The following is a 24,067-nucleotide window of genomic DNA, read 5'->3' on the forward strand; positions in this document are numbered from 1 at the left end:
GCACCGCGGCCCCGACCACCGGACCGGCGAGCACCGCGGCCCCGACCACCGGACCGGCGAGCACCGCGGCCCCGACCACCGGACCGGCGAGCACCGCGGCCCCGACCGCCGCTGCGGCGACGACCGGCACGCCGGCAGCGCCGCCCGGCGTCGTCCCGGCCCCGCCGGTCGCCGCGCCGCCCTATCCGGGGGCGGTCCACGGGCCGCAGCCCTGGGGCGGCTACGCGCCCGACACCGTCTGGACGCCCCGGCCGCGGACGCCCCGGACCTCGTTCCTCGGCGCGCGCTGGCCGGGCCCGAAGCAGGCCACCGGCCGCGCGGTCCCCCTCTCCGTGCTGGCCGGCGCGCTCGGCACCGCGTTCTTCGTGCCACTGAGCCGGGTCGGCATCGGCTGGTTCCTGGGCTGGCTCGCGCTGACCCTCGGCGTGCTGGTCGCGGTGCGCCGGCGTACCGCCGAACTGCCCCGCACCGAGCGGCTGATCCGCGGCGGGTGGGCCGCTGCGGCGCTGGTCCTGCTGGCCGTGCTGGCCTTCCGCAACGCGTGGTGGCTGGTGACGTTCTGCGTGCTCGGCGCCCTGGGCTGCGCCACCCTGGCCATCGTCGGCGGCCGGCTGGTCCGCTCGATCCTGTTCGGCCTGGTCGCCACGCCGTTCGCGGCCTTCCGCGGCCTGCCCTGGGTGCGCCGGCACGTCACCGCCTCCCCGGAGGCCGGGACCGTCCGCAAGGTCACCGGCTCGGTGGTCGCCACCGTGCTGGTGCTGCTGGTCTTCGGCAGCCTGCTCTCCTCGGCCGACGCGGCCTTCTCCGAGGTGCTGACGGCCATCGTCCCCGAGATCAACATCGGTACGGTGTTCCGCTGGATCTTCCTGGCCGCGGTCGGCGGGCTGATCGCGGTCGCGGCCGTCTACACCCTGGCCGCCCCGCCCGACCTGTCCACCGTGGACCGGCCGAGCAGCCGCCGGCTCGGCGCGCTGGAGTGGGCGCCGGCCATCGGGGCGCTGACGCTGCTCTTCGTCGGCTTCGTGATCGTGCAGTTCACCGTGCTCTTCGGCGGCCAGCGGCACGTGCAGAAGGTCGCCGGCCTCAGCTACTCCGAGTACGCCCGCAGCGGCTTCTGGCAGCTCCTCTTCGTCACCCTGCTGACCCTGGCCGTGCTGGGCGGGGTGAGCCGCTGGGCCAGCCGCGAACGGCCGGTCGAGCGCCACCTGCTGCGCGTCCTGCTGGGCCTGCTCAGCGCGCTCAGCGTGGTGATCGTCGTGTCGGCGCTGTCCCGGATGTGGACGTACCAGAAGGTCTACAGCTTCACCGGCGAGCGGATCTTCGTGATGGCGTTCGAGCTGCTGCTCGGCGCGGTCTTCCTCATGATCCTGGCGGCGGGTGTGCGGTGGCAGGGCCGGTGGATCCCGGGCACCACGGTGGCGCTGGCCGTGGCCATGCTGCTCGGCCTGGCCGTGCTGAACCCCGAGGACTACGCGGCGAAGCGCAACATCCTCCGGTACGAGCAGACCGGCAAGATCGACGCCTGGTACCTGCGCGCGCTCTCCGCCGACGCCACGCCCGCGCTGACCGAACTCCCCGACCCGGTCCGCCGGTGCACGCTGAGCTGGATCGCCGACGACCTCGAGGAGTCCGACCCCTGGTACGCCTGGAACCTGGGCCGGTACCGGGCCCGCCAGGCCCTCGACCGGGTCGGGCCGGACGCGATCGGCGGCCCGAAGGACTGCCGCCGGGCCGACCAGTTCGACCTGCCCAAGTCCCGCCGTACCCGGTGACGTCGCCGGCCGGGCCGCGGAACGCCGTGGCCCGGCCGGCGGCGCATCCTGCCCGTCCGCGAACGTTCACCGCCCCCTCACGTCAGGGCCACGACGGACACCGACCCCGCACCTAGCTTCGGCTGCGCGAACGTCAACCGAGGTAGCGGAGGTTTTCCCATGTCCGTCCGTCAGCTCATGACGGTGCTGGCCGCCGGGGCGGTGCTGGCCGTGCCGACGGCCGCCCACGCGGCCCCCGTCGCCGGCCCCGGCGTGCTGCCGCAGAAGACCCACTTCGACCTCCAGGCGCACCGGGGCGGGATCGGGTTGACCACCGAGGAGACCCTGGCCGGTTTCGCCAAGGCCATGCGCCTCGGCGTCACCACGCTGGAGCTGGACACCCAGGTCACCCGGGACGAGAAGGTGGTCGTCACGCACGACCGGCAGGTCAGCGCGCAGAAGTGCCGCGACACCGGGCCGGTGACCCCGGGCGACCCGATGTACCCGTACGTCGGGAAGTACATCAAGGATCTGACCCTGGCCCAGATCAAGACCATGGACTGCGGCTACCAGCAGCTGCCCGGCTTCCCGGAGCAGGAGCAGGTCGCCGGGGTCCGGATGGCCGAGCTGCGGGACGTGCTGGACCTGGTGAAGACCTGGCGCGCCCACCAGATCACGCTGAACATCGAGACGAAGGTGGAGGCCGGGGCGCCCGAGCAGACCGCCCCGCGCGAGCTGTTCGTCCGCCGGGTCTTCGAGGAGATCCGCGCCTCGGGCATCGAGGACCAGGTCACCATCCAGTCCTTCGACTGGGGCGCGCTGCGGGTGATGCACCGGCTCGCGCCGCGGTGGCCGCTCGTGGCGCTGACCAACTACGACTTCCTCCAGGTCGGCAGGCCCGGCGCCTCGCCCTGGCTGGGCGGCCTGGACGCGGACGACTTCGGTGGCGACTTCGTCCGGGCGGCCGCGGCGATCCCCGGCGTGACCACCCTCTCCCCCAACTACGGCTTCCCGCAGAACGGCACCGTCGCCGACCCGGCCTTCCGCTTCTACCCGGACCCGAAGATGATCGCCGACGCGCACGCCCGCGGCCTGAAGGTCGTGCCGTGGACCTGCGACGACCCGGCCACCGTGGCGGCGCTGATGGACCTGGGTGTCGACGGGATCATCACCAACTACCCGGACCGGGTCCGGCAGCTCATGGCCGAGCGGGGCATGCGCCTGCCCAAGGCGTACCAGCCGCGCTGAATCCCGTGGAGGCGTCCGTCCCGCGGGCGGACGCCTCCCGGCCCGGTCAGGCCGGGCCGCCGCCGAAGCCGATCTCGTTGCCGTCCGGGTCGCGGAAGATGGCCTTGCGGACGCCGTTGTCGTAGGTCTCCCGCTCGGCCGGCGTCAGGCCGCGCTCGGCGATCTGCGCGAGGCGGGCGTCGAAGTCGTCGACGAAGACGGTGTGCATGGCGTGCCCGGCGTGGTCGGGCCGCACCTCGATGAACAGGTACCGGTGCTCGGCGAGCTCCCACACCGCCTCGGTGTCGTTCGGCAGGAACGAGGGCGGGGCGCCGAGGAGCCGCTCGTACCAGGCCGCCGCCGCGCGGTAGTCACGGACGGGCAGGCCGGCGAACAGATCTACGGTCATGAGGCCATGCTGCCACTGATCACCGACATGACCTCGGGCGGAAGACGGCCGGCGCGGCGGACGCCTGTCAACGGGGGCCGGCTGCCGGCCTCGGCTCGTGCACGTGCGGCAGGTCGTCGTGTGAGTCCGGGTTGTCCGCGTGGTCGGCGTGGAAGAGGGCTTCGGCGAGCAGGGCCCGTACGTGGCTGTCGGCCGCGGAGTAGTGCACGAAGGTGCCTTCCCGGCGTCCCTTGACCAGGCCGGCGAGGCGCAGTTTGGCGAGGTGCTGACTGACGGCGGTGGGGCTGGCTCCGACCAGTTCCGCGAGGCAGGCCACCGACGACTCGCCCTGGAGCAGCGCCCAGAGGATCTTGATTCGGGTCGGGTCGGCGAGCAGCCGGAAGCCCTCGGCGGCCAGGTGGACCTGTTCGTCGTTGGGCATCTGGAAGGTGGGCACGCCGCCGACCTCGGTGTGACGATGGGCCGCCAGGGATCGGATCTCGCCCTGCAGACCGCTGACGCCGTGCTCGTACGCGACGACCTCAGCACCCTGCCCGCCGTGATCGCCCTGTCGCGGCGAGCCCGCCGAGTGGTCAAGGCCAACCTCCTGATCGCCGCGGCCTTCATCGTCGTCCTCGTGACCTGGGATCTCATCGGCCACCTGCCCCTCCCCCTGGGCGTCGCCGGGCACGAAGGCTCCACCGTCATCGTCGGCCTCAACGGGCTCCGACTCCTCCGCCGATCCGCCTGGCGGAAAACCAGATAAGAGGGTCAGGCATCGGTTCACCGACCACCTCGGGCTTGCATCCGATACCCAGGTACAGGCTTACCGTCGGAGAATGAACGACGGACAAGTAACAACCGATGACTCCTGGGCGCCGGATGCCTGCACCCTGCCGACGGCTGAACGGCCACTGCGGCTCGCCGAGTTCGATCAGTTCTTCCGCGAGGCGGTACGGGGTGCCGACCGAGTCTCCGCGCAGCATCTGCGGTTGCACCTCGCCGGAGGCGCGCAGGTCGAGGAGGCAGCACGGGACCTGACCGCCCGGGAGTCCTCGTGCTGCTCGTTCTTCGCCTTTGCCATCTCCCGGTCCGGCCCGGATGCGCTGACGCTGGACGTTCGGGTGCCCGCGGCCCACGTGGACGTGCTCGATGGCCTCGCCGGCCGTGCCGTGTCAGCGGCGGGCCCGCGATGAGCGAATCGGGGCTCCGCAGCGGCCAGCTCGCCGGCGCGGCCGGGGTCAACCTCCAGACGCTGCGCTACTACGAGCGCCGGGGACTTCTCGCCGCCCCGCGGCGCTCCCCCGGCGGCCACCGGCTCTACCCGGCCGACACCGTCACCCTCCTGCGGGTCATCAAGACCGCGCAGCGCCTCGGCTTCACCCTCGACGAGGTTGCCGACCTGCTCGACGCCGGCCGGCACAGGCACCGCGGCCGATCCGACAGCGGCCTCCAGGTGCGGGCCAGGGAGAAGCTCGTCGAGGTGGAGCAGAAGCTGGCCGACCTCACCGTCATCCGCGACACCCTGCGCGCCGCCATCTCGGCCGGCTGCGACGACCTTGTCGCCTGCGCCGGCAGTTCCTGCTGCCCCCTGCCGTTCGCCGAACTCGCCGGGAGGAACGACCGTGCCGGCACCTGCTGACCGGCTGCGCCGCCTGCTTCCCTCCGGCATGACGGGCCTCGCCGGAGCGGCCTGCGCCGCCTGCTGCGTGGTGCCGACGCTGCTCGCCGCCGGGATCCTCGGGGGCGCCGGATGGGCCGCGGTCAACCGTTTCCTGCCCGGCGTCGCCGTCGCCCTGGCCGTGCTCGCCGGCGTGTCCTGGTGGTGGGCCGGCAGACGCCGCCACACCCGCTGCCCCGGCGGCACCTGCTCCTGCGGCCAGCGTGACCGGAAGGACCGCGAGGTGGTGAAGATAGGGTCCGACGCATGACGGTTGCCCGCTCGATCCTGCTGTTCGTCATCGCCGCTCTGGCCGAGATCGGCGGGGCCTGGCTGGTGTGGCAGGGCTGGCGGGAACATCGCGGGCTGCTCTGGATCGCCGCGGGAGTCATCGCGCTCGGGCTCTACGGCTTCGTCGCCACCTTCCAGCCCGACCCGAACTTCGGCCGTATCCTCGCCTCCTACGGCGGCATCTTCGTCGCCGGCTCCCTCGCCTGGGGCATGGTCGTCGACAAGTTCCGCCCCGACCGCTACGACGTCGTCGGCGCCGCCATCTGCCTCGTCGGCGTCGCCGTGATCATGTACGCCCCACGGGCCAGCTGACCACGTGATCACTTCGCCTGGCTGGAGCAGCCGGGCTCGCACCCGCAGGCGTCGGCGCCCTCAGCCTGGGACCACCTTCGGCTCGGGATACGACGAAGGGCGTCCGTCATCGCTGACGAACGCCCTGATCGCTAAGGGTGGAGCCGAGGGGACTCGAACCCCTGACCCCCACACTGCCAGTGTGGTGCGCTACCAGCTGCGCCACGGCCCCTTGCGGTGTCCCCGGTCGCCCGGGCACGGAGAGAACTATACACACGCCGGTCGGCATGGTCATCTCGCGGGGGTACCCCCGGCCGGCGGCTCAGTTCAGGGCCACATCCGGCGGGAAGTGGGCGACCGCCGCCATCATGCCGCCCTGCCGGCGCAGCACCATCGGCCAGAGATCGTCCGGGCGGTCGACGAAGGCGTCACCCGGGAGGGCGTCGAGCACGAACCAGGACCCGTCCTCGATCTCCCGCTCCAGCTGACCGGCGCCCCAGCCCGAGTAGCCGGCGAAGACCCGGATCCCGCCCACGGCGTCGCGCAGCTTCTCCGGGTCGACCGAGAGGTCGATGGTGCCGACCGCGCCGGAGACCCGGTGGAAGCCCTTCACCGGCTTGATCGGGTGACGCATCCGGGCCAGGCAGATCGCCGAGTCGGGCTGCACGGGACCGCCCTCGAAGAGCACCGCGGGGTGTCGGGCCAGGTCGCTCCAGTCGCCCAGGACGTCGGCCACCGGGACCTCGGTGGCCCGGTTCAGCACCACGCCGAGGGCGCCGCCGGGCTCGTGGGCGACGAGCAGCACGACCGTGCGGTCGAAGTTCGGGTCCTTCAGCGCAGGCGTCGCGACCAGCAGCCGCCCGGTCATGGAATCCATGGCTCGGCCACCGATCGCCTGTCCCTCACCCTGCATGTCCGACACCCGTCAGCCGTACGCCGCGACCAGCCGCGCTGTCAACGCCATGCAAGGCACCATAGCTTGCGGTCCGCCCGCTGGCTAAGGTCTGACCGGCGGGTGATCGCGACGGAATTGAGGGAGGCCCGGATGGCGGCTACGGCCGAACTGGCGGTGATCGGCGGGTCGGGCCTCTACGCCCTCCTCGACGGCGCCACCGAGCACGTGCTGGAGACGCCGTACGGCGCGCCGTCGGACCCGGTCACGATCGCCGAGGTGGCGGGCCGGCGGGTGGCGTTCCTGCCCCGGCACGGGCGCGACCACCGCTACCCGCCGCACCTGATCCCCTACCGGGCCAACCTCTGGGCGCTGCGCTCCCTGGGCGTACGCCAGGTGCTGGCGCCCTGCGCGGTCGGCGGGCTGCGGCCGGAGCTGGGCCCGGGCACGTTCGTGGTGCCGGACCAGCTCGTCGACCGCACCAGCGGGCGCACGCAGACCTACTACGACCACGGCGCGGTGCACGTGTCGTTCGCCGACCCGTACTGCCCGGTCGGGCGGCGCACGCTGCTCGACGCGGCGGCCGGGCGGGGCGTGCCGGCGGTGGACGGCGGGACGGTGGTGGTGGTCGAGGGGCCCCGTTTCTCCACCCGGGCGGAGTCGCGCTGGTTCGCCTCGATCGGCGGCACGGTGGTCAACATGACCGGGCACCCGGAGGCGGTGCTCGCCCGCGAACTGGCCCTCTGCTACACCTCGATCGCCCTGGTCACCGACCTGGACGCCGGCGTCGAGGCGGGCGGGTCGGTCACCCAGGAGGAGGTCTTCCGGGTCTTCGGGGAGAACACCGACCGGCTGCGCGGGGTGCTGCTGGACGCGGTCGCCGCGCTGCCCGCCGAGCGGGACTGCCCCTGCGGGCGGGCGCTGGACGGGATCAAGCTTCCGTTCCCGCTGCCCTGAGCGCCGGGAAGCGCCCGAAAAGTCGGCCTCGGCCCGATAGATTCGGCTGGTCGGGACACTGATCACCGGGCCGTCTCCCGGCACGCGGGGGACGGGAGGAGCCGGCGATGGCAACGGTCCGCGACACGACCTACGACCTGCTCCGCACGCTGGGCCTGACCACCGTGTTCGGCAACCCCGGTTCCACCGAGGAACCCTTCCTCGCGGACTTCCCGGCCGACTTCCGCTACGTGCACGCCCTGCAGGAGGCCTCGGCGATGGCCATGGCCGACGGCTACGCGCAGGCCACCGGCCGTCCCGCGCACGTCAACCTGCACACCGCCCCGGGCATCGGCAACGGCATGGGCAACCTGGTCACCGCGTGGCACAACAAGACGCCACTGATCGTCACCGCCGGCCAGCAGACCCGGGAGATGCTGCTCATCGAGCCCCGGCTGGCCAGCCCCCGGGCGATCGAGCTGGTCCAGCCGTACGTCAAGTGGGCGCACGAGCCGGCCCGCGCGCAGGACGTCCCGGCGGCCTTCATGCGGGCGTACGCCTCGGCGGTGCAGCCCCCCGCCGGGCCGGTCTTCCTCTCCCTGCCGATGGACGACTGGAGCCAACCCGCCGACCCGCCGCCGCAGGTGCGGACGGTGGCCACCCGGATCGCGCCGGACCCGGACCGGCTGCGCGGCTTCGCCGACACCCTGGCCGCCGCGCGCGCCCCGGCGCTGGTGCTCGGCGCGGCGGTGGACCGGGCCGACGCCTGGCCGGCCGCCGTGGCGCTGGCCGAACGGCTGGCCGCCCCGGTCTGGGCCGCCCCGGCGCCGGAGCGGGCCGTCTTCCCCGAGGGCCACCCGCAGTTCCGGGGCGTCCTGCCGTACGCGATCGGGCCGCTGGCCGAGGCGTTGCGCGGCCACGACGCGGTGCTGGTGGTCGGGGCGCCGGTGTTCCGCTACTACCCGCACGTGCCGGGCGACTACCTGCCCGCCGACGCCCGGCTGCTGCACGTCACCGACGACCCGGACGAGGCGGCACGCGCCCCGGTCGGGGAGAGCCTGCTCGGCGACGCCGGGCTGGCCATGGACGGGCTCGTGGAGCTGCTGCCGCCGGCGGACCGGCCCCCGCCGCCGGCGCGGGACGCCCCGGCGCCGCCGGAGGCCACCGACCCGCCGAGCGCCGACGCCGTCTTCGCGGCGCTGGCCGGGCAGTGGCCGGCCGACGGGGTGCTGGTGCAGGAGTCACCGTCCAACCTGGCCGCGCTGCGCCGCCGGCTGCGGATCGACCGGCCCCGGTCGTACTTCACGATGGCCAGCGGCGGCCTGGGGTTCGGCCTGCCGGCGGCGGTGGGCATCGCGCTGGCCGAGCGGGACACCGGGCGCGGCCGGCCGGTGGTCGCGGTGATCGGCGACGGCTCGTTCCACTACTCGGTGCAGGCGTTGTGGACCGCCGCGCGGCTCGGCCTGCCGCTCCCCGTCGTGGTCCCGGTCAACCGGCAGTACGCGATCCTCAAGGCGTTCGCCGACCTGAAGCACACGCCCGGGGTGCCGGCGCTGGACCTGCCCGGCCTGGACGTCATGGCGGTGGCGCGCGGCTACGGCTGCGCGGCCGAGGTGGTGGAGTCGCCGGACCGGCTCGGCCCGGCGCTGGCCGCCGCGCTCGCCGCCGACCGGCCGACCGTGCTGCCGGTGCCGATCAGCACCGACGTGCCGCGGATCCTCTAACGGTCAGCGGCGCACGACGAGCGGGGTGCCGCTGGCCACGTCGAGCACGGTGCGGTCGCCGAGGGGTGCCTTGAGCGTGACGCTCACCGGCTTCATCACGAGCTGCATCGTGCACGGTCCGGTCGAGCGGACCACCCCGCCGCCGAGCACCACCACGTCGTCCCGCTCCAGCACCAGCGGCGTGGGTTCGCTGTCGCAGGCCCCGGTCCCGACCCGGTAGTCGACCCGGTTACCGGTCACCGCCCGCAGGTCGAGGGCCGCCACGATCCCGTCGTCCACCGGGCGGCTCGGCGCGGTCCCCACCGGCGCCGTGCCGACCGCGCTCGGCGCGACGGCGAGACGGGCCACCGGCGCCCGGAGCCCCTCCACGGTGAACAGCCAGGCGGGCACGGTGGCCTCGCCCCGGCTGGTCCGCACCGACGCGCTGCCCAGCTTCGCCCCGGTGACCGTCAGCGGCACGCACGGACTGGCCGCCTGGGTGGCGACCGGCCCGTCGGGGCCGGGCTCGACGGTCGGGCCACCCTTGGGCCGCGGCGCCGGGGCCATCGGCCGCCCGTCGCACGGCGGCGGGTCGCCCTGGTCCAGCTGGGCGTACGCCTCGGCGGCGCTGACCAGCGGGACCCGCAGCGTGCCGTCCGGGAAGCGGATCGTCCCGTCGGCGGGGCGGGCGGCCGGCAGGTCGATCTGGTCCCGGTACCAGCCGTTGAGGAAGGCCTGCTTCGTCTCGTCGGTGAAGCCGGGGTCGCCGACCAGCACGGTGGCCTCGTCGAGCGGGACGTACCCGCTGCGCCAGGCGGGGCCGGGGCGCCACGCGTCGGCCACCTCGGTGGCCCGCTGGCCGAACGCCTCCCAGCGGTGGTCGGGGCCGGAGGCCGACGGACCGCTCGGGCCGGCGGCCGGCGGGCCGGCCGGGTCGGCGCCGGGCGCGGCGCAGCCGGCCAGGACCAGGAGCGGCAGCCCGAGCAGGGCGAGGTGGCGACGCATGCCGGTTGGACGCGACGCTCCCCCGACCGGTTCCCCGGATCAGTTCTCCCCGCCCAGGTCGGCCTGGTACGCCTCCCAGAGCAGGTCCGCGCCGCGCTGCCGGTGCCGGTCGAGCGCCCGCAGCAGGTTCCGGACCTGCTCCCGCAACTCCTCGGCGGGCACCGCGGGGAGCCGTGCCGCGTGCTGGAGCGCGGCGATCGCCGCCGCGATGGCGGTGTGCTCGCCGGCCAGCAGGCGTACGCCACGGTCGAGCCGGGGCGCCTGGTGGAGCAGTTCGGCGTAGAGGCCGGCCGGCCCCTCGGTGACCCGGACGTGCTCGGCGAAGCCCTGCCGGACCGGGCCGAGGCGGCCGATCAGGTGCTCCCGCCAGCGCGGCTCCGCCGGTGCCGCGGCGAGCGCCCGGGCGAGGGCGTGCACGTCGCCGGGGTGGGCGGGCCGCGGCAGGGGCACGGCGGTGACGGTGGACGGCTGCTGGATCGGATTGGTGACCATGGCACCTCCCGCGCTGCTGCGCTACCGCGTACAGCGATGGTGAACCCGGTCACCCGACCTGTCCAGGAGGGGCGGGCGCCTCATCTGCCCCTTCCGCCCCTTCGACCCCACCGGCCTCTAGAGCCCCAGCGGATCGGCCGCCATGCTGCGCAGCCGGCCGGCGAGGGCGTGCGCGTCGGCGTCCCGGCCCTGGTCCGGCCGGCCAGCGGCGATCGCGTCGGCGAGCGCCCGCAGCTCGGCCGGGGGCAGGCTGCCCAGCCCGGGGCCCTGCAACGGGATGGTGACCCGCCGGCCGCTGTCCCGGTCCCGGGCGATCAGCGTGGGCACCCGCACCACCCCGTCGTCGCCGATCCGGTGGGCGACCGCGCCGCCGCGCACCTCGGCGGTGGCCAGGTCGACGGTGCGGGTGCCCAGCGCGCCCCGGACCGAGGCCCGGGTCCCGTCCAGCCAGGCGGCCGTGCACAGCACCCGCAGCACCAGGTAGAGCCCGAGCAGGACGAACGGCAGGCCGCAGAGTCCGGCCCAGCGCAGCGGCGCGGGCGCGGCGGTGGCGCCGTCGTGCAGGTCGGGCGGGAGCAGTTCGGGCGGCAGGTCGCGGACGTCGTCGTACGAGGGCACCGGGTCGCCGAAGCCGGTGACCCGGCGCAGCAGGCCGTCGGCGACCATCGGCAGCAGCACGAAGGCCGCGCCGACGGCGGTGAAGAGGACACCCACCACGGCGGCCACGGCGCGCGGGCCGGACGCCGCGCCGACGGAGAGTCGGATCCGCTCGTTCGTCACAGGCGGCAGCCTAGAGCCCGACCGGGCCCGGACACGACTGTGCGCCCCGGTCCGGTGGACCGGGGCGCACAGGTCAGGTGGTGGAGGTGCCGGGAATCGAACCCGGGTCCTTCGCCGCCTTGTCAGGGCTTCTCCGAGCGCAGCTCGCTGTGCCTCTACTCGGCCCCTCCGATCACGCGAGCGAGTCGGTGTGACGGGCCCAGTCGCTGATTAATCTCGCCGCACGGACCCCGCGACCGGGTCCGGTTGGCCAGCCTTCTAGCTGATGCCGGCTAACTGGGTCGAAGGCGCTCCCAGGCCGACAGACTTGCTACTCGCCTCAGGCGGCGAGAGCGAAGTCAGCGCGATTGTTCTTGGCGCTTATTGGTTTCCGACGAACGATTCTCGAGACGACGTCGGCTTCCTCGGCTCGCTTCCCCTGCCGCAACGTACGAAGTCGAAACCAGTCACCCCCTCGACGGGCTGCCCTGTCGGCAGCAACACCAAGCCTAACGCCTGGCGCAACCGGATTCATTCCGAGGCCGGCCGGAAGCCGGCTGCCGGACGAACCGGACGTTTCACTCACTCATGCCCTTGCCGCGCCGGCCCACCACCCGGGCGATCTCCCGGTCGGCGTCCCGCTTGGCCAGGTCCTGGCGCTTGTCGTACGACTTCTTACCCTTGGCCAGGCCGATCTCCACCTTCGCCCAGCCGTCGGAGAAGTAGACCTGCAACGGCACCATGGTGAGGCCGCTCTCCCTGGTCTTGCCGATCAGCCGGTCGATCTCCAGCCGCTTGAGCAGCAGCTTCCGGGTACGCCGGGGCTCGTGGTTGGTCCAGGTGCCCTGGGTGTACTCGGGGATGTGCATGCCGTGCAGGTAGAGCTCGCCGTCACGTTCCTGTGCGAACGCGTCGACAAGCGACGCCCGCCCGGCCCGCAGCGACTTGACCTCGGTGCCGGTCAACGACATGCCCGCCTCGTACGTGTCGAGGATGGCGTAGTCGTGCCGCGCCTTCTTGTTGGAGGCGACCACCTTGCGACCCTTTTCCCGTGGCATCGGCGCCACCTCCCTTCCGATCGCGGAGCGCGGATCATGCTACCGGAAACACAAGGACCCTCCCGCGCGGTTTATTCCGCGCGGGAGGGCCCTCGGAGAGCCGTGCGGTGGAGCTAGACGCGCAGGTAGAAGCGGAGCGTGACCCAGGCGGTCACCGCGCTGACCAGGCCACCGACGGCGGCCATCAGCGGGAACGTCAGGAAGATCTCGGACCAGGAGATCGGGGTGATTAGGCCCTCCAGGGCCGCCATCGAACTCCCTGCCGCGAGCACCTTCAGGGCGATCAGCGCGACCAGGCCGAGGATCGAGCCGATCAGACCGGCGACCACCGCCTCCAGCACGAACGGCGCCTGGATGAACCAGTTGGAGGCGCCGACCAGCTTCATGACCGCGACCTCACGCCGCTTGCTGTACGCGGCCACCTGGATGGTGTTGGCGACCAGCAGCAGGGCGGCCATCGCCATCACGATCGCGATGACCAGCGCCCCGTTCTGGAAGCCGCTGAGCACGCCGAAGACCTTGTCGAGCAGCTTGCTCTGGTCGACGATCGTGTCGATGCCCTCGGAGGTCTTGTACTCGTCGTAGATCTTCTTGTACTGCTCCGGGTTGACCAGCGTGAGCCGGAACGACTCGGGGAGCTGGTCGGGCTTGACCGCGTTCACCAGGTCGGGCGCGTCGGCGTACATCTGCTGGAAGCGCTTGTACGCCTCGTCCTTGTTGACGTACGTGACGTCCTTGATCATCGGGTCGGCCTTGAGCTTGGTCTCGAGGTCGGTCCGCTGCTGCTCGTTGACGTCGGTCTTCAGGAAGATCGAGACCTGGACGTTCTCGTAGTAGAGGTCCTTCATGTCGCCGACCTTCTGGTACAGAAGGCCGCTGCCGCCCAGCATGAACAGCGACACCGCCATGGTGATGATCATGGCGAGGGTCATGGTGACGTTGCGCCACAGTCCGACCAGTACCTCGGACAGGACGTACTTCATCCGCATCGGGATATTCCTCCGGCTCTCCGGCGTGAGGTGTTCGTCGTCAGGGTCAGCGGATCGTCAGCGGCTCAGCCGTAGACGCCGCGGGCCTGGTCGCGCACGATGCGGCCGCTCTCGATCTCGATGACGCGGCGGCGCATCTGGTTCACGATGTTGGAGTCGTGCGTGACCATCACGACGGTCGTGCCGGTGCGGTTGATCCGGTCCAGCAGGCGCATGATCTCGATCGAGGTGTCCGGGTCCAGGTTTCCGGTGGGCTCGTCCGCCAGGAGGATCAGCGGCCGGTTCACGAACGCCCGGGCCACCGCGACCCGCTGCTGCTCACCACCGGACAGCTCGTGGGGGTAGCGGTGCTCCTTCCCACCGAGCCCGACCAGCTCCAGCACCTCCGGCACGACCCGGCGGGCGACCGCCTTGGTCTTGCCGATCACCTCCAGCGCGAACGCCACGTTCTCGTAGGCGGTGCGGTTCGGCAGGAGGCGGAAGTCCTGGAAGACACAGCCGATGGAACGCCGGAAGTGGGGTCGCTTCCAGGAACGCATCGACGTGACGTCCTTGCCGTTGACGACGACCCGCCCCTTGTTGGGGGTGACCTCGTGCAGCAGCAACTTGATGATCGTGGACTTGCCGGAGCCGGATGGACCGATGAAGAAGACGAACTCGCCCTTCTCGATCGAGACGGACACGTTGTCGAGCGAAGGCCGGGACGCCTTCGGGTACGTCTTCGTCACTTGCTCAAGCTGAATCACGGGTCGAGAGTCTACGCGGTGTAACCGGAGAGCCAAGCCCCCCGCCCCTCCGAAGCGAGTCGCGTCATCGATTCAGCCGGTCAGACAGAGATCGATGACGCGCTGCGTCCGAGATCGATCACGCACCGTCAGCGGTGAGCTGCTGCTGCTTCCGCCAGCGGATACCCGCCTCGATGAAGCTGTCCAGCTCGCCGTCGAAGACCGCGGACGGATTGCCCGTCTCCTGCTCGGTCCGCAGATCCTTCACCATCTGATAAGGGTGCAGAACGTACGAGCGCATCTGGTCGCCCCAGGAGCCGGCGGCGTCGGTCTTCAGGCCCTGGAGCTTGGCCTGCTCCTCCTGCCGCTTGCGCTCCAGCAGCCGGGCCTGGAGCACCCGCAGCGCGGAGGCCTTGTTCTGCAGCTGGGACTTCTCGTTCTGGCAGGTGACCACGATGCCGGTCGGGATGTGGGTGATCCGGACCGCCGAGTCGGTGGTGTTGACGCTCTGCCCGCCCGGGCCGGAGGAGCGGTAGACGTCGATCCGCATCTCGTTCTCGGGGATCTCGATGTGGTCGGTCTGCTCCACCACCGGAAGCACCTCGACGCCGGCGAAGCTGGTCTGCCGGCGGCCCTGGTTGTCGAACGGGCTGATCCGGACCAGCCGGTGGGTGCCGGACTCCACGCTCAGCGTGCCGAAGGCGTAGGGCACCTTGACCGTGAAGGTGGCCGACTTGAGGCCCGCCTCCTCGGCGTACGAGGTCTCGTAGACCTCGGTCGGGTAGCCGTGCCGCTCGGCCCAGCGCAGGTACATCCGGAGCAGCATCTCGGCGAAGTCCGCCGCGTCCACGCCGCCGGCGCCGGCCCGGATGGCGACCAGCGCCTCCCGGGAGTCGTACTCGCCGGAGAGCAGGGTGCGGACCTCCATCTCCTGGATGGCCTTGGTCAGCCCGGTGATCTCCGACTCCACCTCGACCAGGGTGCCGGGGTCGGACTCGGCCTGGGCCAGCTCCAGCAGCACCCCGGCGTCGTCGAGGCGGGAGCGGAGGGTGCCGAGCTTGGAGATCTCGCCGTTGACGTACGACAGCTGCGAGGTCACCTGCTGCGCCTTGGCCTGGTCGTCCCACAGGTCCGGCGCGGAGGCCTCCTGCTCCAGGCGGGCCTTCTGCTCGCGCAGCTTGTCGAGGTCGAGCACCGCCTCGATGTTGCGTAGGGTGGCGTCGAGTTCCTTGAGCTGTTCGGCATAATCGGCAGCGGTCACGACAGACAAGCCTACTGCCTATGCTGGCCGGTCCGGCGCAGGTGGTCAGCCGACCGGTGCGCTCTTGAGCCAGGACAGCGCGGCCCGGTGGTAGGCGACGGCGAACTCCAGCGCGCTGGCGTCGTAGTTGTCACCCTCCTTCTTGGCGTTCTTGACCTGCTCGCGCACCGCCGCCAGGGCCTCGGTGTGGTACTCGTTCGCCGAGGCGTACAGGTTCTTGAGCTGGCTCGCCGAGTGCAGGCCGCCGAAGGCGATCCGCAGCGCTATCGGGTTACGGATGGTGTCCCGGCCGGGGTTCTCCGCCAGCCAGCGGGAAAATGTCCGTTTCCCGGCCGCCGTGATCGCGTACGGCTGGCTCAACCGCGGCCCGGGCTTGCCCAGCCGCACGAGACCCTTCTCGGCCAGGACGGGAAGCTCCCGGTAGACCTGGCTGCGGGTCATCGACCAGTACGGCGCCAGCCGGCGCTCGGCGGCGGCCATGAGTTGGCCGCCTGTCATCGGGCCGTCGTGCAGCAGGCCCAGCAGGGCCGCCGCCGTCGGGTTGACTCCGGATTCCGCCATGCCCTCTAAGCTGCCACTTTGTCGGACCTGGCGTCCACGATTTGCCGTTTTAGCCACCCGTTGGCTGGTCCGATGTGCACTGTCGGCGGACGACAGTCCGCCGGGGACGCCCGGGCCCTCCCCCGGCCGGCCGGTCGCCGGTGACGCTGCGTGCGCCACCGGCGACCGTCACGCAGGTCAGCCCATGTGCGGGTAGCCGTGGTCGGTCGGCGGGACGAAGGTCTCCTTGATCGTCCGCGGCGACATCCAGCGGACCAGGTTGTGCCAGGAGCCCGCCTTGTCGTTGGTGCCGCTGGCCCGGGCGCCGCCGAACGGCTGCTGCCCGACCACCGCGCCGGTCGGCTTGTCGTTGATGTAGAAGTTGCCGGCCGCGTACCGCATCTTCTCCGCCACCTGGTCGACCACCCGGCGGTCGTTCGCGAAGATCGACCCGGTCAGCGCGTACGGCGCGATCGACTCGGCCTGGTGGACCACCTGGTCGAAGCGGGCGTCGTCGAAGACGTGCACGCCGAGGATCGGGCCGAAGTATTCCGTGGTGAAGGTCTCGTGCGCGGCGTCCGAGCACTCGAAGAGGGTCGGCCGGACGAAGTAGCCGACCGAGTCGTCGGCGGTGCCGCCGGCCAGGACCCGGCAGCTGTCGTCACCCTTGATCAGCTCCAGCGCGGCGGTGTGCCGGCCGAACGCCTTGTCGTCGATCACCGCGCCGCCGAAGTTGCTGAAGTCGGTGACGTCGCCGTAGGTGAGCGATTCGGCGGTGGCGGCCAGCCGGTCGCGCAGCCCGCCCTCCCAGATCGACCGGGGGATGTACGCCCGCGAGGCGGCCGAGCACTTCTGGCCCTGGTACTCGTAGGCGCCCCGGATCAGCGCGGTGTGCAGGGCGTCCACGTCGGCGCTGGTGTGCGCCACCACGAAGTCCTTGCCGCCGGTCTCGCCGACCAGCCGGGGGTAGCCCCGGTAGCGGCCGATGTTGTCGCCGACGGTCTTCCACAGGTGCTGGAAGACCTTGGTGGAGCCGGTGAAGTGGATGCCGGCCAGGTCCGGGTCGGCGAGCACGACGTCGGAGACCTCCTCGCCGCGCCCCGTGACCATGTTGATCACGCCGGGCGGCAGGCCGGCCGCCTCGAACAGCCGCATGGTGAAGTGGGCCGCGAACTGCTGGGTCGGGCCCGGCTTCCAGACCACGGTGTTGCCGAGCAGGGCCGGCGCGGAGGGCAGGTTGCCGGCGATCGCCGTGAAGTTGAACGGGGTGACCGCGTAGACGAAGCCCTCCAGGGGCCGGTGGTCGAAGCGGTTCCACACGCCCGGCGAGGACATCGGCTGCTCCGCCAGGAGCTTGCGGGCGAAGTAGACGTTGAACCGGAGGAAGTCGATCAGCTCGCAGGCCGCGTCGATCTCGGCCTGGACCACGGTCTTGGACTGGCCCAGCATGGTGGCCGCGTTGAGGGTGTCCCGCCAGGGCCCGGAGAGCAGGTCGGCGGCGCGCAGGAAGATCGCCGCCCGCTCCTCGAACGGCAGCGCCCGCCACATCGGCGCGGCGTCCTTGGCGGCCTTGACGGCGGCGCGGGCGTCGTCGTGGGTGGCGTGGCCGGTCACGCCGAGCACGTGGGCGTGCTTGTGCGGCTGGACCACGTCGATCGGGTCGCCGGCGGCCATCCGCTGCTCGCCGGCGATGGTCATCGGCAGGTCGATCCGCTCGGCGGCCAGGTCGGCCAGCCGCCGCTGGAGCCGCTCCCGCTCGGCGCTGCCGGGCTCGTAGGTGTGGACCGGCTCGTTGCGCGGCTCGGGTACGGAGAACACGGCGTCCATCACAGGCTCCTGTGCGATCTCGACGGCGGTGGCGAGTTGGGGCCCGCGGGCGCCGGCCGGGAGGCCGGGTGCCGGGCACCGCGCGGCGGACCGGTCGCGGCGGCGGGACCTCGGCCAATTCTTCCATGCGAGGGGCCCGGCCCCGCCTCCACCGCCCCGGTTCCGGCCGCCTCCGTCGGCGCACCCGGACGCACCACCGCACACCGGACCGTAGGCGACAAGCCGCCCGCCCCCGACGAATCCTCGGCACGGCCCACGCTCTGCCTGCGATCCGTCACCGGACGAGGTGCGAGCACCGAGCCCCGATTCAAGATCGACAGGACCGGACAACCGGGTCCGGAGGGGGACCGGGAGGGCCGCGTACGCTGGATGACCGGTGACCTGCCCGGCCGTCGCGGCCGATCCGGCGTCCGTCGAGAGGGAGACGATGAGCAAGCAGCCCGGCAGCTCCACGGCCGCGGAGCCGGACCAGCCCGCCACCGAGCCGACGGTCGGGTCCCCCTCGGACGGGACCGTCGAGGCCGCGCCCGCCGGGAGCCCTCTCGCGCACGCGCCCGGCGCCCTGGTGCTGGCCGTGCTGTCGCTCGGCTGGCTGGCCGCCATGCTCTGGTCCACCCGGGCGGCGATCACCTCGGCCGCGGCCGGGGTCACCGCGATCAGCCTCTCCGCGTACGCCCTGCCCGGCGTGATCACCGCCGCCCTGGTGGCCGGCGCCGCGGTCGCCCTGGCGGCGACCAACCGGCTGGGCCGGGCCACCCTGCGCTTCCTGGCCGCCGTCGGCGCCGGCCTGCTGGTCGGGCTCGCAGCCGCCGTGGCGGTCAACCTGACGTACGCCGACAACGCGACCACCAACACCATCGCCGGCACGACGGCCGCGGCGGCGATCATCGGCGGGGCGATGGCCGGGGCGCGCAACGCCCGGGTGGTCGGCGGGCTGGCCGCCGCCACGCTCGCCGCGCAGGTCTTCGTGGTTGTGTTCAGCCGCGCCCGGGACCCGCTCTCCGACCTGTTCGGCGCCGGGGACACCCAACAGTCGATGCTCGACGCCGCGAAGTGGGTGTCCCGCACCGAGTCGCTCCTCGCCGGGCTGATCGCCGGCCTGGTGGCGTACCTCTACCTGGCCTGGGCCCGCCGCCGCGCCGCGCGGCGGGACGGCGCCGCCGCGCAGGTGCGCTGGCCGGGGTACCTGATGGCCGGTGCCGGCGCGGGCCTGCTCCTGCTGCTCACCGAGGTGATCATCCGGATCGGCGGGCGCGGGCTGCTCGACCTGGCCGCCGCACTCAGCGAGGCGGACCAGGTGGCCCAGACGGCGCTCGGCACCTCACGGGTGGACAACGGCATCTGGGTGCTCTTCGTGGGGGCGCTCACCGCGCTCATCCTGTTCGGCCGCACCCTCGGCCCGCGCGCCGTGGAGGACGGGGACGAGTCCGACTCCTGAGCCCTGCGGGGGTCAGGAAACCTCGCGCAGCAGCAGGTCCAGCTCGGTCACGTCGTACCACTCCAGCTCGTGGTCCTCGGCCCCGTCGACGGTGAACTGGGCGTCCGGATCGCCGGCCTGCGCCTCCGCCACCACCTCGGCGGCGGCGGCCACGTCCTCGGCGGCCTCCGCGCCGTCCACGTGGATCGCGGCCACGGACCTCACCGGCACCGGTCCAGAGAGGCGCACCACGCTGGACCCCAGCTCGCCGCCGATCCGGCCGACCGCGTGCACCGGCAGGTCCACCGAGACGACGACCCGCCGCCGGGGCGCGCCCGGATCGGCCCGGAGCAGCAGCAGCGCCTCCTGGGCGGCCCGGGTGAAGGCGACGTACTCCAACTCCTCCTCGTCGCCCTCGGCGTACCACTCGCGCAGCTCCGGGGTGACCGCGTGCGCCTCCCCGCCGGCCAGGCCCTCCTCGCGCAGCCGGGCCAGCATGGGGACGGTCGCCGGCACGTACACCCGGACAAGCTCGTCGGTCACCGGTCTCTCCCCGCCCTCAGGCTCCGGCCGGCGGACGCCGGCTCCGGGCGCCGATCATGCCGTACGCCGTGACCGTCATACACCTCGCACCCGCCGGGGGAGAAGTTCCGCGCCGGTGTGTCCCCCGGCCGGATTCGCCGTGGCGGGCCTGGGGCGACCGCGCTCCTGATGGCAAACTGAGGCAAACGAAGCGAACTGTGGGAGTCACCGTGGAGCCGAGGTTCCTGCTGCTGTCCGACGTGGCCGCCGAGCTGAATGTCTCGGACTCGCAGGTCTACCACATGGTGCGCAGCGGCGAGCTGCCCGCCATCAAGATCGGCGGCCGGGGCCAGTGGCGGGTCGAGCGCGCCCGGCTGGAGGAGTACATCGAGCGCAAGTACGCCGAGACCGCCGACTGGGTACGCGGCAACCCGCTCACCGACCGCGACGCGGAGTGAACAACCGGTATTGACGGTCGGCATTGTCCTACCCGAAGATGGAAACCTGTCGGAGGCAAACGAAGGCAAACGCAAGGAACAGGGGTTGAGGATGGTCGACACCCGCCGCCCGCTGGCGCCGCGTCCCCCGGTCCGGCTGAGGCCCGCCCCGCCGCTCGACCGGCCCTGCACCGATCAGGACCCGGCCTGGGGCGACGCCTGGGGCAGCGTCGACCAGCTCGCGCTCGACCTCTTCGACGCGCGCCGGGACCTCGACCGGCCCGCCGGCCGCGCCGCCGACCGCCCGACCCGCCGTCCCGGTCGCTCGCTCGATCGGGCCACCGGCCGGGCCGCCGACATCCGGCCGGCGCCGACCGGTCCGGGGCGCTCCGCCGGCCCGCCACCGGCCGCCCTCGTGACCGCGACCCCCGAGGCGGCCCGGGCGGCGCACCGGTTCGTCCGCACCTTCCTGGAGATCGTCAACGGCTACCGCCCACCCGGACAGCTCCGGCCGCTCTGCCTCCCCGAGGCCGCCGCCCGAGTGGCCGCCGAGCTGACCCGCGCCGCCCGCCGGGTCGGCCCGGCACGCCGCCGCGCCGCGCGACCGGTCCTCCAGCTCCGTCGCCTGCGGGTCTGCGAGCCCCGCGCGGGCGCGGTCGAGGCCGCCGCCGTGCTCGCCGGCGCGGGCGGGGCGAACTGGGCGGTCGCCCTGCGCTTGGAGCACCGCCGCGGCACCTGGCTCTGCACCGTCCTCACGGTCCTCTGAACCACCACCCCGCCCATCCGGGCGGGTGGCACGAGGGTGGGGACGGGGACGGGCCCCGGCCGGTGGCCGGGGCCCGTCGTGTCGGGGCGGGGTGGGCGGTCAGTTGCCGCCGTTGGGGGAGCCGTGGCAGCGCTTGTACTTGCGGCCGGAGCCACACGGGCAGGGCGCGTTGCGGGATGGGCCCTCGCCGGCGCCGTCGACCTGGCCGGGGGCGGCCCGCCGGGCGGTGCTCGCCGCGACCGCCTGGCCGCTCGTCCCGGCCGTCGACCGGCGCGGGGTGGCGGCGGCCGGGCGCTCCGACGTCTCGGGGCGGCCGATGCCCAGCGCCGGCGCCTGCTCCTCGGCGCGCTCGATCACGGGGGCGCCGCGGCCGGCCTCGCCGTCCACCGAGGGCGCCGAGTACTGCAGCCCCTGCTGCTGCGGCGCACGGTTGAGACCCTTGGCCCGGATCTCCACCGGCTTCTCCAGCAGCTGGACCTCCTCGGCCTCCGGCGCGGGCTCCTCGACCTGGACCTCCAGGTTGTAGAGGAAGCCGACCGTCTCCTCCTTGATGCCGTCCATCATGGTGGCGAACATGTCGAAGCCCTCGCGCTGGTACTCGATGACCGGGTCGCGCTGGGCGTACGCCCGCAGGCTGATGCCCTCCTGGAGGTAGTCCATCTCGTAGAGGTGCTCGCGCCACTTGCGGTCGATCACCTGGAGCAGGACCATCCGCTCCAGCTGGCGGACCGCCTCCTCACCGAGCGTCTCCTCGCGCCGTTCGTACGCGGCGTGCGCGTCCTCCTTGAGGCGGGCGAGCAGGAAGTCCTGGTCGAGGCCGGCCCGGGAGCCCACCTCCTCCTCCAGCTCGTCGACGGTGATGCCCACCGGGTAGAGCTGCTTGAGGTTGGACCAGAGCTGGTCGAGATCCCAGTCCTCGGCGTAGCCGTCGCTCGTGGCGCCCACCACGTACGCGTCGACCACGTCGTCGATCATGTTGCGGACCTGCTCGGAGAGGTCCTCGCCGTTGAGCACCCGGAGACGCTCGGCGTAGATCACCTGGCGCTGCTTGTTGAGCACCTCGTCGTACTTGAGGACGTTCTTGCGGATCTCGGCGTTCTGGCCCTCGATCTGGGCCTGCGCGCTCTTGATCTGGCGGGTGACCATCTTCGACTCGATGGGCACGTCCTCCGGGATGTTGAAGCGCTCCATCACCGCCTCGACGGCACCGGCCCGGAAGCGCTTCATGAGGTCGTCCTGCAGCGACAGGTAGAAGCGGGACTCGCCGGGGTCACCCTGCCGGCCGGCGCGACCGCGCAGCTGGTTGTCGATCCGGCGCGACTCGTGCCGCTCGGTGCCCAGCACGTAGAGGCCACCGGCGGCGGCGACCTCCTCCGCCTCGACGTCGCAGGCCTGCTTCCACTTCGGCAGGATCTCCTCCATCGCCTTCGCGTACTCATCCGGCTGCTCGACCGGGTCGAGGCCGCGCTGGCGGAGTTCGTTGGCGGCGAGGAACTCGGCGTTGCCGCCGAGCAGGATGTCCGTGCCGCGGCCGGCCATGTTGGTGGCGACGGTGACCGCGCCCTTGCGCCCGGCCTGGGCGACGATCTCCGCCTCCTTGGCGTGGAACTTCGCGTTCAGCACGGAGTGCGGGATGCCCCGGCGGCGCAGCATGTGGGAGAGGATCTCGGAGTTCTCCACCGAGACCGTGCCGACCAGCACCGGCTGGCCCTGCTCGTGCCGCTCGGCGATGTCCTCGACCACGGCGTTGAACTTGGCCTTCTCGGTCTTGTAGATGACGTCCGCGCGGTCGAGGCGGACCATCGGCCGGTGCGTCGGGATGGTCACGACGCCGACCTTGTAGACCTTGTTGAACTCGCTCGCCTCGGTCTGGGCCGTGCCGGTCATGCCGGAGAGCTTCTCGTAGAGGCGGAAGTAGTTCTGGAGGGTGATGGTGGCCAGGGTCTGGTTCTCCTGCTTGATCTCCACCCCCTCCTTGGCCTCGATCGCCTGGTGCATGCCCTCGTTGTAGCGGCGGCCGTGCAGGATGCGGCCGGTGAACTCGTCGACGATGAGGACCTCGCCGTCGCTGACGATGTAGTCCTTGTCGCGCTTGTAGAGCTCCTTGGCCTTGATCGCGTTGTTCATGTAGCCGACGAGCGGGGTGTTGACCGACTCGTAGAGGTTGTCGATGCCGAGCCGGTCCTCGATCTTGGCGACACCGCGCTCGGTGATGGCGATCGTCCGCTTGGCGTGGTCGACCTCGTAGTCGCCCTCACCGTCGGTGCCGGGCTGGAGGCGGGCCACCACGGAGGCGAACTCCTGGTACCAGCGGGCGGAGTGCTCGGCCGGCCCGGAGATGATCAGCGGGGTGCGGGCCTCGTCGATGAGGATCGAGTCGACCTCGTCGACCACCGCGAAGAAGTGACCGCGCTGGACCAGCTCGTCCCGCGACCAGGCCATGTTGTCGCGCAGGTAGTCGAAGCCGAACTCGTTGTTGGTGCCGTAGGTGATGTCGCACTCGTAGGCCGCCCGGTGCTCGCTGGCCGGCCGGTTGGGCAGCACCACGCCGACGGTGAGGCCCAGGAACTCGTGCACCCGGCCCATCCAGGCGGCGTCGCGCTCGGCCAGGTAGTCGTTCACCGTGACCACGTGCACGCCCTTGCCGGCGAGCGCGTTCAGGTAGACCGGCATGACCGAGGTGAGGGTCTTGCCCTCACCGGTCTTCATCTCGGCGATGTTGCCGAAGTGCAGCGCCGCACCGCCCATCACCTGGACGTCGTAGGGCCGCTGGCCGAGCACCCGCGAGGCGGCCTCCCGGCACACCGCGAACGCCTCGGGCAGCAGGTCGTCGAGGGTCTCCCCGTCGGCGAGCCGCTCCTTGAACTGGTCGGTCATGTCCCGCAGCTCGTCGTCGGTGAGGTTGACGTAGTCGTCCTCGATCGAGTTGACGGCGGCGGCGATGGCCTTGAGCCGACGCACCATGCGGCCCGCGCCAGCGCTAAGGACCTTTTCCAGAATCGACACGGATCAACGCTCCCCTAGACAGTCTCGAACCATCGTAGGCGCTCCGGCACGGCGATGGTCACTGGTGGCGGCGGTCCGGAGCCGCGAACCCGACATAACGCCGAGCCGGGGCGCTGAGCGGCGG

Annotated in this window: 25 protein-coding genes, 1 tRNA gene, 1 other RNA gene and 1 pseudogene; 12 read left to right on the forward strand and 16 right to left on the reverse strand. The window is 72.4% G+C overall.

The window, feature by feature from the left end; all coding sequences use genetic code 11:
* Positions 1-1,772 (forward strand): DUF4153 domain-containing protein (locus NLX85_RS33255; RefSeq protein WP_305885013.1); only part of this gene is annotated, 1,772 nt, incomplete at its 5' end.
* 159 nt (positions 1,773-1,931) lie between these two features.
* Positions 1,932-2,999, forward strand: coding sequence for a glycerophosphodiester phosphodiesterase family protein (locus NLX85_RS06560; RefSeq protein WP_254332271.1), 1,068 nt, complete (start codon positions 1,932-1,934; stop codon positions 2,997-2,999).
* A 46-nt stretch (positions 3,000-3,045) separates the two neighbouring features.
* Here NLX85_RS06560 and NLX85_RS06565 read toward each other — a convergent pair whose 3' ends face one another.
* Together NLX85_RS06565 and NLX85_RS06570 are read right to left on the reverse strand one after the other, a co-directional pair.
* On the reverse strand, positions 3,046-3,387 hold the full coding sequence (locus tag NLX85_RS06565) for a VOC family protein (RefSeq protein ID WP_254332273.1): 342 nt from the start codon (positions 3,385-3,387) through the stop codon (positions 3,046-3,048).
* Positions 3,388-3,454: 67 nt separating this feature from the next.
* Positions 3,455-3,808 (reverse strand): metalloregulator ArsR/SmtB family transcription factor, encoded by a 354-nt coding sequence (locus NLX85_RS06570; RefSeq protein WP_254332283.1) that lies wholly within the window; start codon positions 3,806-3,808, stop codon positions 3,455-3,457.
* Between the two features lie 18 nt (positions 3,809-3,826).
* Between NLX85_RS06570 and NLX85_RS06575 the strand changes: the two are divergent.
* The 5 genes and pseudogenes from NLX85_RS06575 to NLX85_RS06595 all read left to right on the forward strand — a co-directional run.
* A pseudogene (locus tag NLX85_RS06575) lies at positions 3,827-4,132 on the forward strand (heavy metal translocating P-type ATPase); the annotation flags it as partial.
* A 73-nt stretch (positions 4,133-4,205) separates the two neighbouring features.
* Positions 4,206-4,562 carry a hypothetical protein gene (locus tag NLX85_RS06580; protein WP_254332285.1) on the forward strand — a complete coding sequence of 119 codons (357 nt, stop codon included), beginning with the start codon at positions 4,206-4,208 and terminating at the stop codon, positions 4,560-4,562.
* Positions 4,559-5,008: a MerR family transcriptional regulator gene (locus tag NLX85_RS06585; RefSeq protein WP_254332287.1), complete on the forward strand. Its 450-nt coding sequence runs from the start codon at positions 4,559-4,561 to the stop codon at positions 5,006-5,008. Before NLX85_RS06580 ends, NLX85_RS06585 begins: the two co-directional genes overlap by 4 nt.
* Positions 4,992-5,297, forward strand: coding sequence for a hypothetical protein (locus NLX85_RS06590; protein ID WP_254332289.1), 306 nt, complete (start codon positions 4,992-4,994; stop codon positions 5,295-5,297). Before NLX85_RS06585 ends, NLX85_RS06590 begins: the two co-directional genes overlap by 17 nt.
* Positions 5,294-5,629, forward strand: a complete 336-nt coding sequence (locus NLX85_RS06595) for a YnfA family protein (protein WP_254332291.1) — start codon at positions 5,294-5,296, stop codon at positions 5,627-5,629. Before NLX85_RS06590 ends, NLX85_RS06595 begins: the two co-directional genes overlap by 4 nt.
* A gap of 138 nt (positions 5,630-5,767) precedes the next feature.
* On the opposite strand, the gene NLX85_RS06600 is transcribed toward NLX85_RS06595, so the two are convergent.
* Positions 5,768-5,840: transfer RNA gene (locus NLX85_RS06600), tRNA-Ala, on the reverse strand.
* Positions 5,841-5,930: 90 nt separating this feature from the next.
* Complete coding sequence (locus NLX85_RS06605; protein ID WP_091259972.1) at positions 5,931-6,521, reverse strand: YqgE/AlgH family protein; 591 nt, start codon at positions 6,519-6,521, stop codon at positions 5,931-5,933.
* 132 nt (positions 6,522-6,653) lie between these two features.
* Between NLX85_RS06605 and NLX85_RS06610 the strand changes: the two genes are divergently transcribed.
* Positions 6,654-7,457, forward strand: a complete 804-nt coding sequence (locus NLX85_RS06610) for an S-methyl-5'-thioadenosine phosphorylase (RefSeq protein WP_254332298.1) — start codon at positions 6,654-6,656, stop codon at positions 7,455-7,457.
* Positions 7,458-7,564: 107 nt separating this feature from the next.
* Entirely contained in the window at positions 7,565-9,160 is a 1,596-nt protein-coding gene (mdlC, locus tag NLX85_RS06615; protein ID WP_254332300.1) for a benzoylformate decarboxylase, read from the forward strand.
* A 3-nt stretch (positions 9,161-9,163) separates the two neighbouring features.
* On the opposite strand, the gene NLX85_RS06620 is transcribed toward mdlC, so the two are convergent.
* From NLX85_RS06620 to pruA, 10 genes are all read right to left on the reverse strand, one after another.
* Entirely contained in the window at positions 9,164-10,144 is a 981-nt protein-coding gene (locus tag NLX85_RS06620; protein ID WP_254332302.1) for a hypothetical protein, read from the reverse strand.
* 39 nt (positions 10,145-10,183) lie between these two features.
* Complete coding sequence (locus tag NLX85_RS06625; RefSeq protein WP_254332304.1) at positions 10,184-10,636, reverse strand: hypothetical protein; 453 nt, start codon at positions 10,634-10,636, stop codon at positions 10,184-10,186.
* A gap of 117 nt (positions 10,637-10,753) precedes the next feature.
* Complete coding sequence (locus tag NLX85_RS06630; RefSeq protein WP_254332306.1) at positions 10,754-11,416, reverse strand: hypothetical protein; 663 nt, start codon at positions 11,414-11,416, stop codon at positions 10,754-10,756.
* 78 nt (positions 11,417-11,494) lie between these two features.
* Positions 11,495-11,870, reverse strand: a transfer-messenger RNA (tmRNA) gene (gene ssrA, locus NLX85_RS06635).
* Positions 11,871-11,973: 103 nt separating this feature from the next.
* Positions 11,974-12,453 carry an SsrA-binding protein SmpB gene (gene smpB / locus NLX85_RS06640; protein WP_254332308.1) on the reverse strand — a complete coding sequence of 160 codons (480 nt, stop codon included), beginning with the start codon at positions 12,451-12,453 and terminating at the stop codon, positions 11,974-11,976.
* A gap of 113 nt (positions 12,454-12,566) precedes the next feature.
* Entirely contained in the window at positions 12,567-13,442 is an 876-nt protein-coding gene (gene ftsX, locus NLX85_RS06645; RefSeq protein WP_254332309.1) for a permease-like cell division protein FtsX, read from the reverse strand.
* A 65-nt stretch (positions 13,443-13,507) separates the two neighbouring features.
* Entirely contained in the window at positions 13,508-14,188 is a 681-nt protein-coding gene (gene ftsE / locus NLX85_RS06650; RefSeq protein WP_013284225.1) for a cell division ATP-binding protein FtsE, read from the reverse strand.
* 118 nt (positions 14,189-14,306) lie between these two features.
* Positions 14,307-15,428, reverse strand: a complete 1,122-nt coding sequence (gene prfB / locus NLX85_RS06655) for a peptide chain release factor 2 (protein WP_189192756.1) — start codon at positions 15,426-15,428, stop codon at positions 14,307-14,309.
* A 45-nt stretch (positions 15,429-15,473) separates the two neighbouring features.
* Positions 15,474-15,989 (reverse strand): PadR family transcriptional regulator, encoded by a 516-nt coding sequence (locus NLX85_RS06660; protein WP_154230130.1) that lies wholly within the window; start codon positions 15,987-15,989, stop codon positions 15,474-15,476.
* Positions 15,990-16,166: 177 nt separating this feature from the next.
* The gene (gene pruA / locus NLX85_RS06665) at positions 16,167-17,795 is read right to left on the reverse strand and encodes an L-glutamate gamma-semialdehyde dehydrogenase (RefSeq protein WP_254332311.1); all 1,629 of its coding nucleotides are present in this window, start codon (positions 17,793-17,795) and stop codon (positions 16,167-16,169) included.
* Between the two features lie 427 nt (positions 17,796-18,222).
* Between pruA and NLX85_RS06670 the strand changes: the two genes are divergently transcribed.
* Entirely contained in the window at positions 18,223-19,233 is a 1,011-nt protein-coding gene (locus tag NLX85_RS06670) for a hypothetical protein (protein WP_254332313.1), read from the forward strand.
* 12 nt (positions 19,234-19,245) lie between these two features.
* Here the strand turns inward: NLX85_RS06670 and NLX85_RS06675 are convergent, their stop codons facing one another.
* On the reverse strand, positions 19,246-19,755 hold the full coding sequence (locus tag NLX85_RS06675; RefSeq protein ID WP_254332315.1) for a hypothetical protein: 510 nt from the start codon (positions 19,753-19,755) through the stop codon (positions 19,246-19,248).
* A gap of 209 nt (positions 19,756-19,964) precedes the next feature.
* Between NLX85_RS06675 and NLX85_RS06680 the strand changes: the two genes are divergently transcribed.
* Both NLX85_RS06680 and NLX85_RS06685 read left to right on the forward strand, forming a co-directional pair.
* Positions 19,965-20,192: a helix-turn-helix domain-containing protein gene (locus tag NLX85_RS06680; protein WP_254332317.1), complete on the forward strand. Its 228-nt coding sequence runs from the start codon at positions 19,965-19,967 to the stop codon at positions 20,190-20,192.
* A gap of 91 nt (positions 20,193-20,283) precedes the next feature.
* Positions 20,284-20,937, forward strand: coding sequence for an Rv3235 family protein (locus tag NLX85_RS06685; protein ID WP_254333671.1), 654 nt, complete (start codon positions 20,284-20,286; stop codon positions 20,935-20,937).
* A gap of 99 nt (positions 20,938-21,036) precedes the next feature.
* Here the strand turns inward: NLX85_RS06685 and secA are convergent, their stop codons facing one another.
* Complete coding sequence (secA, locus tag NLX85_RS06690) at positions 21,037-23,943, reverse strand: preprotein translocase subunit SecA (RefSeq protein ID WP_254332319.1); 2,907 nt, start codon at positions 23,941-23,943, stop codon at positions 21,037-21,039.
* Positions 23,944-24,067: the final 124 nt, after the last annotated feature.

The sequence above is a fragment of the Micromonospora sp. A3M-1-15 genome (genome assembly GCF_024213425.1).
GTDB classification, from domain to species: domain Bacteria; phylum Actinomycetota; class Actinomycetes; order Mycobacteriales; family Micromonosporaceae; genus Micromonospora; species Micromonospora chersina.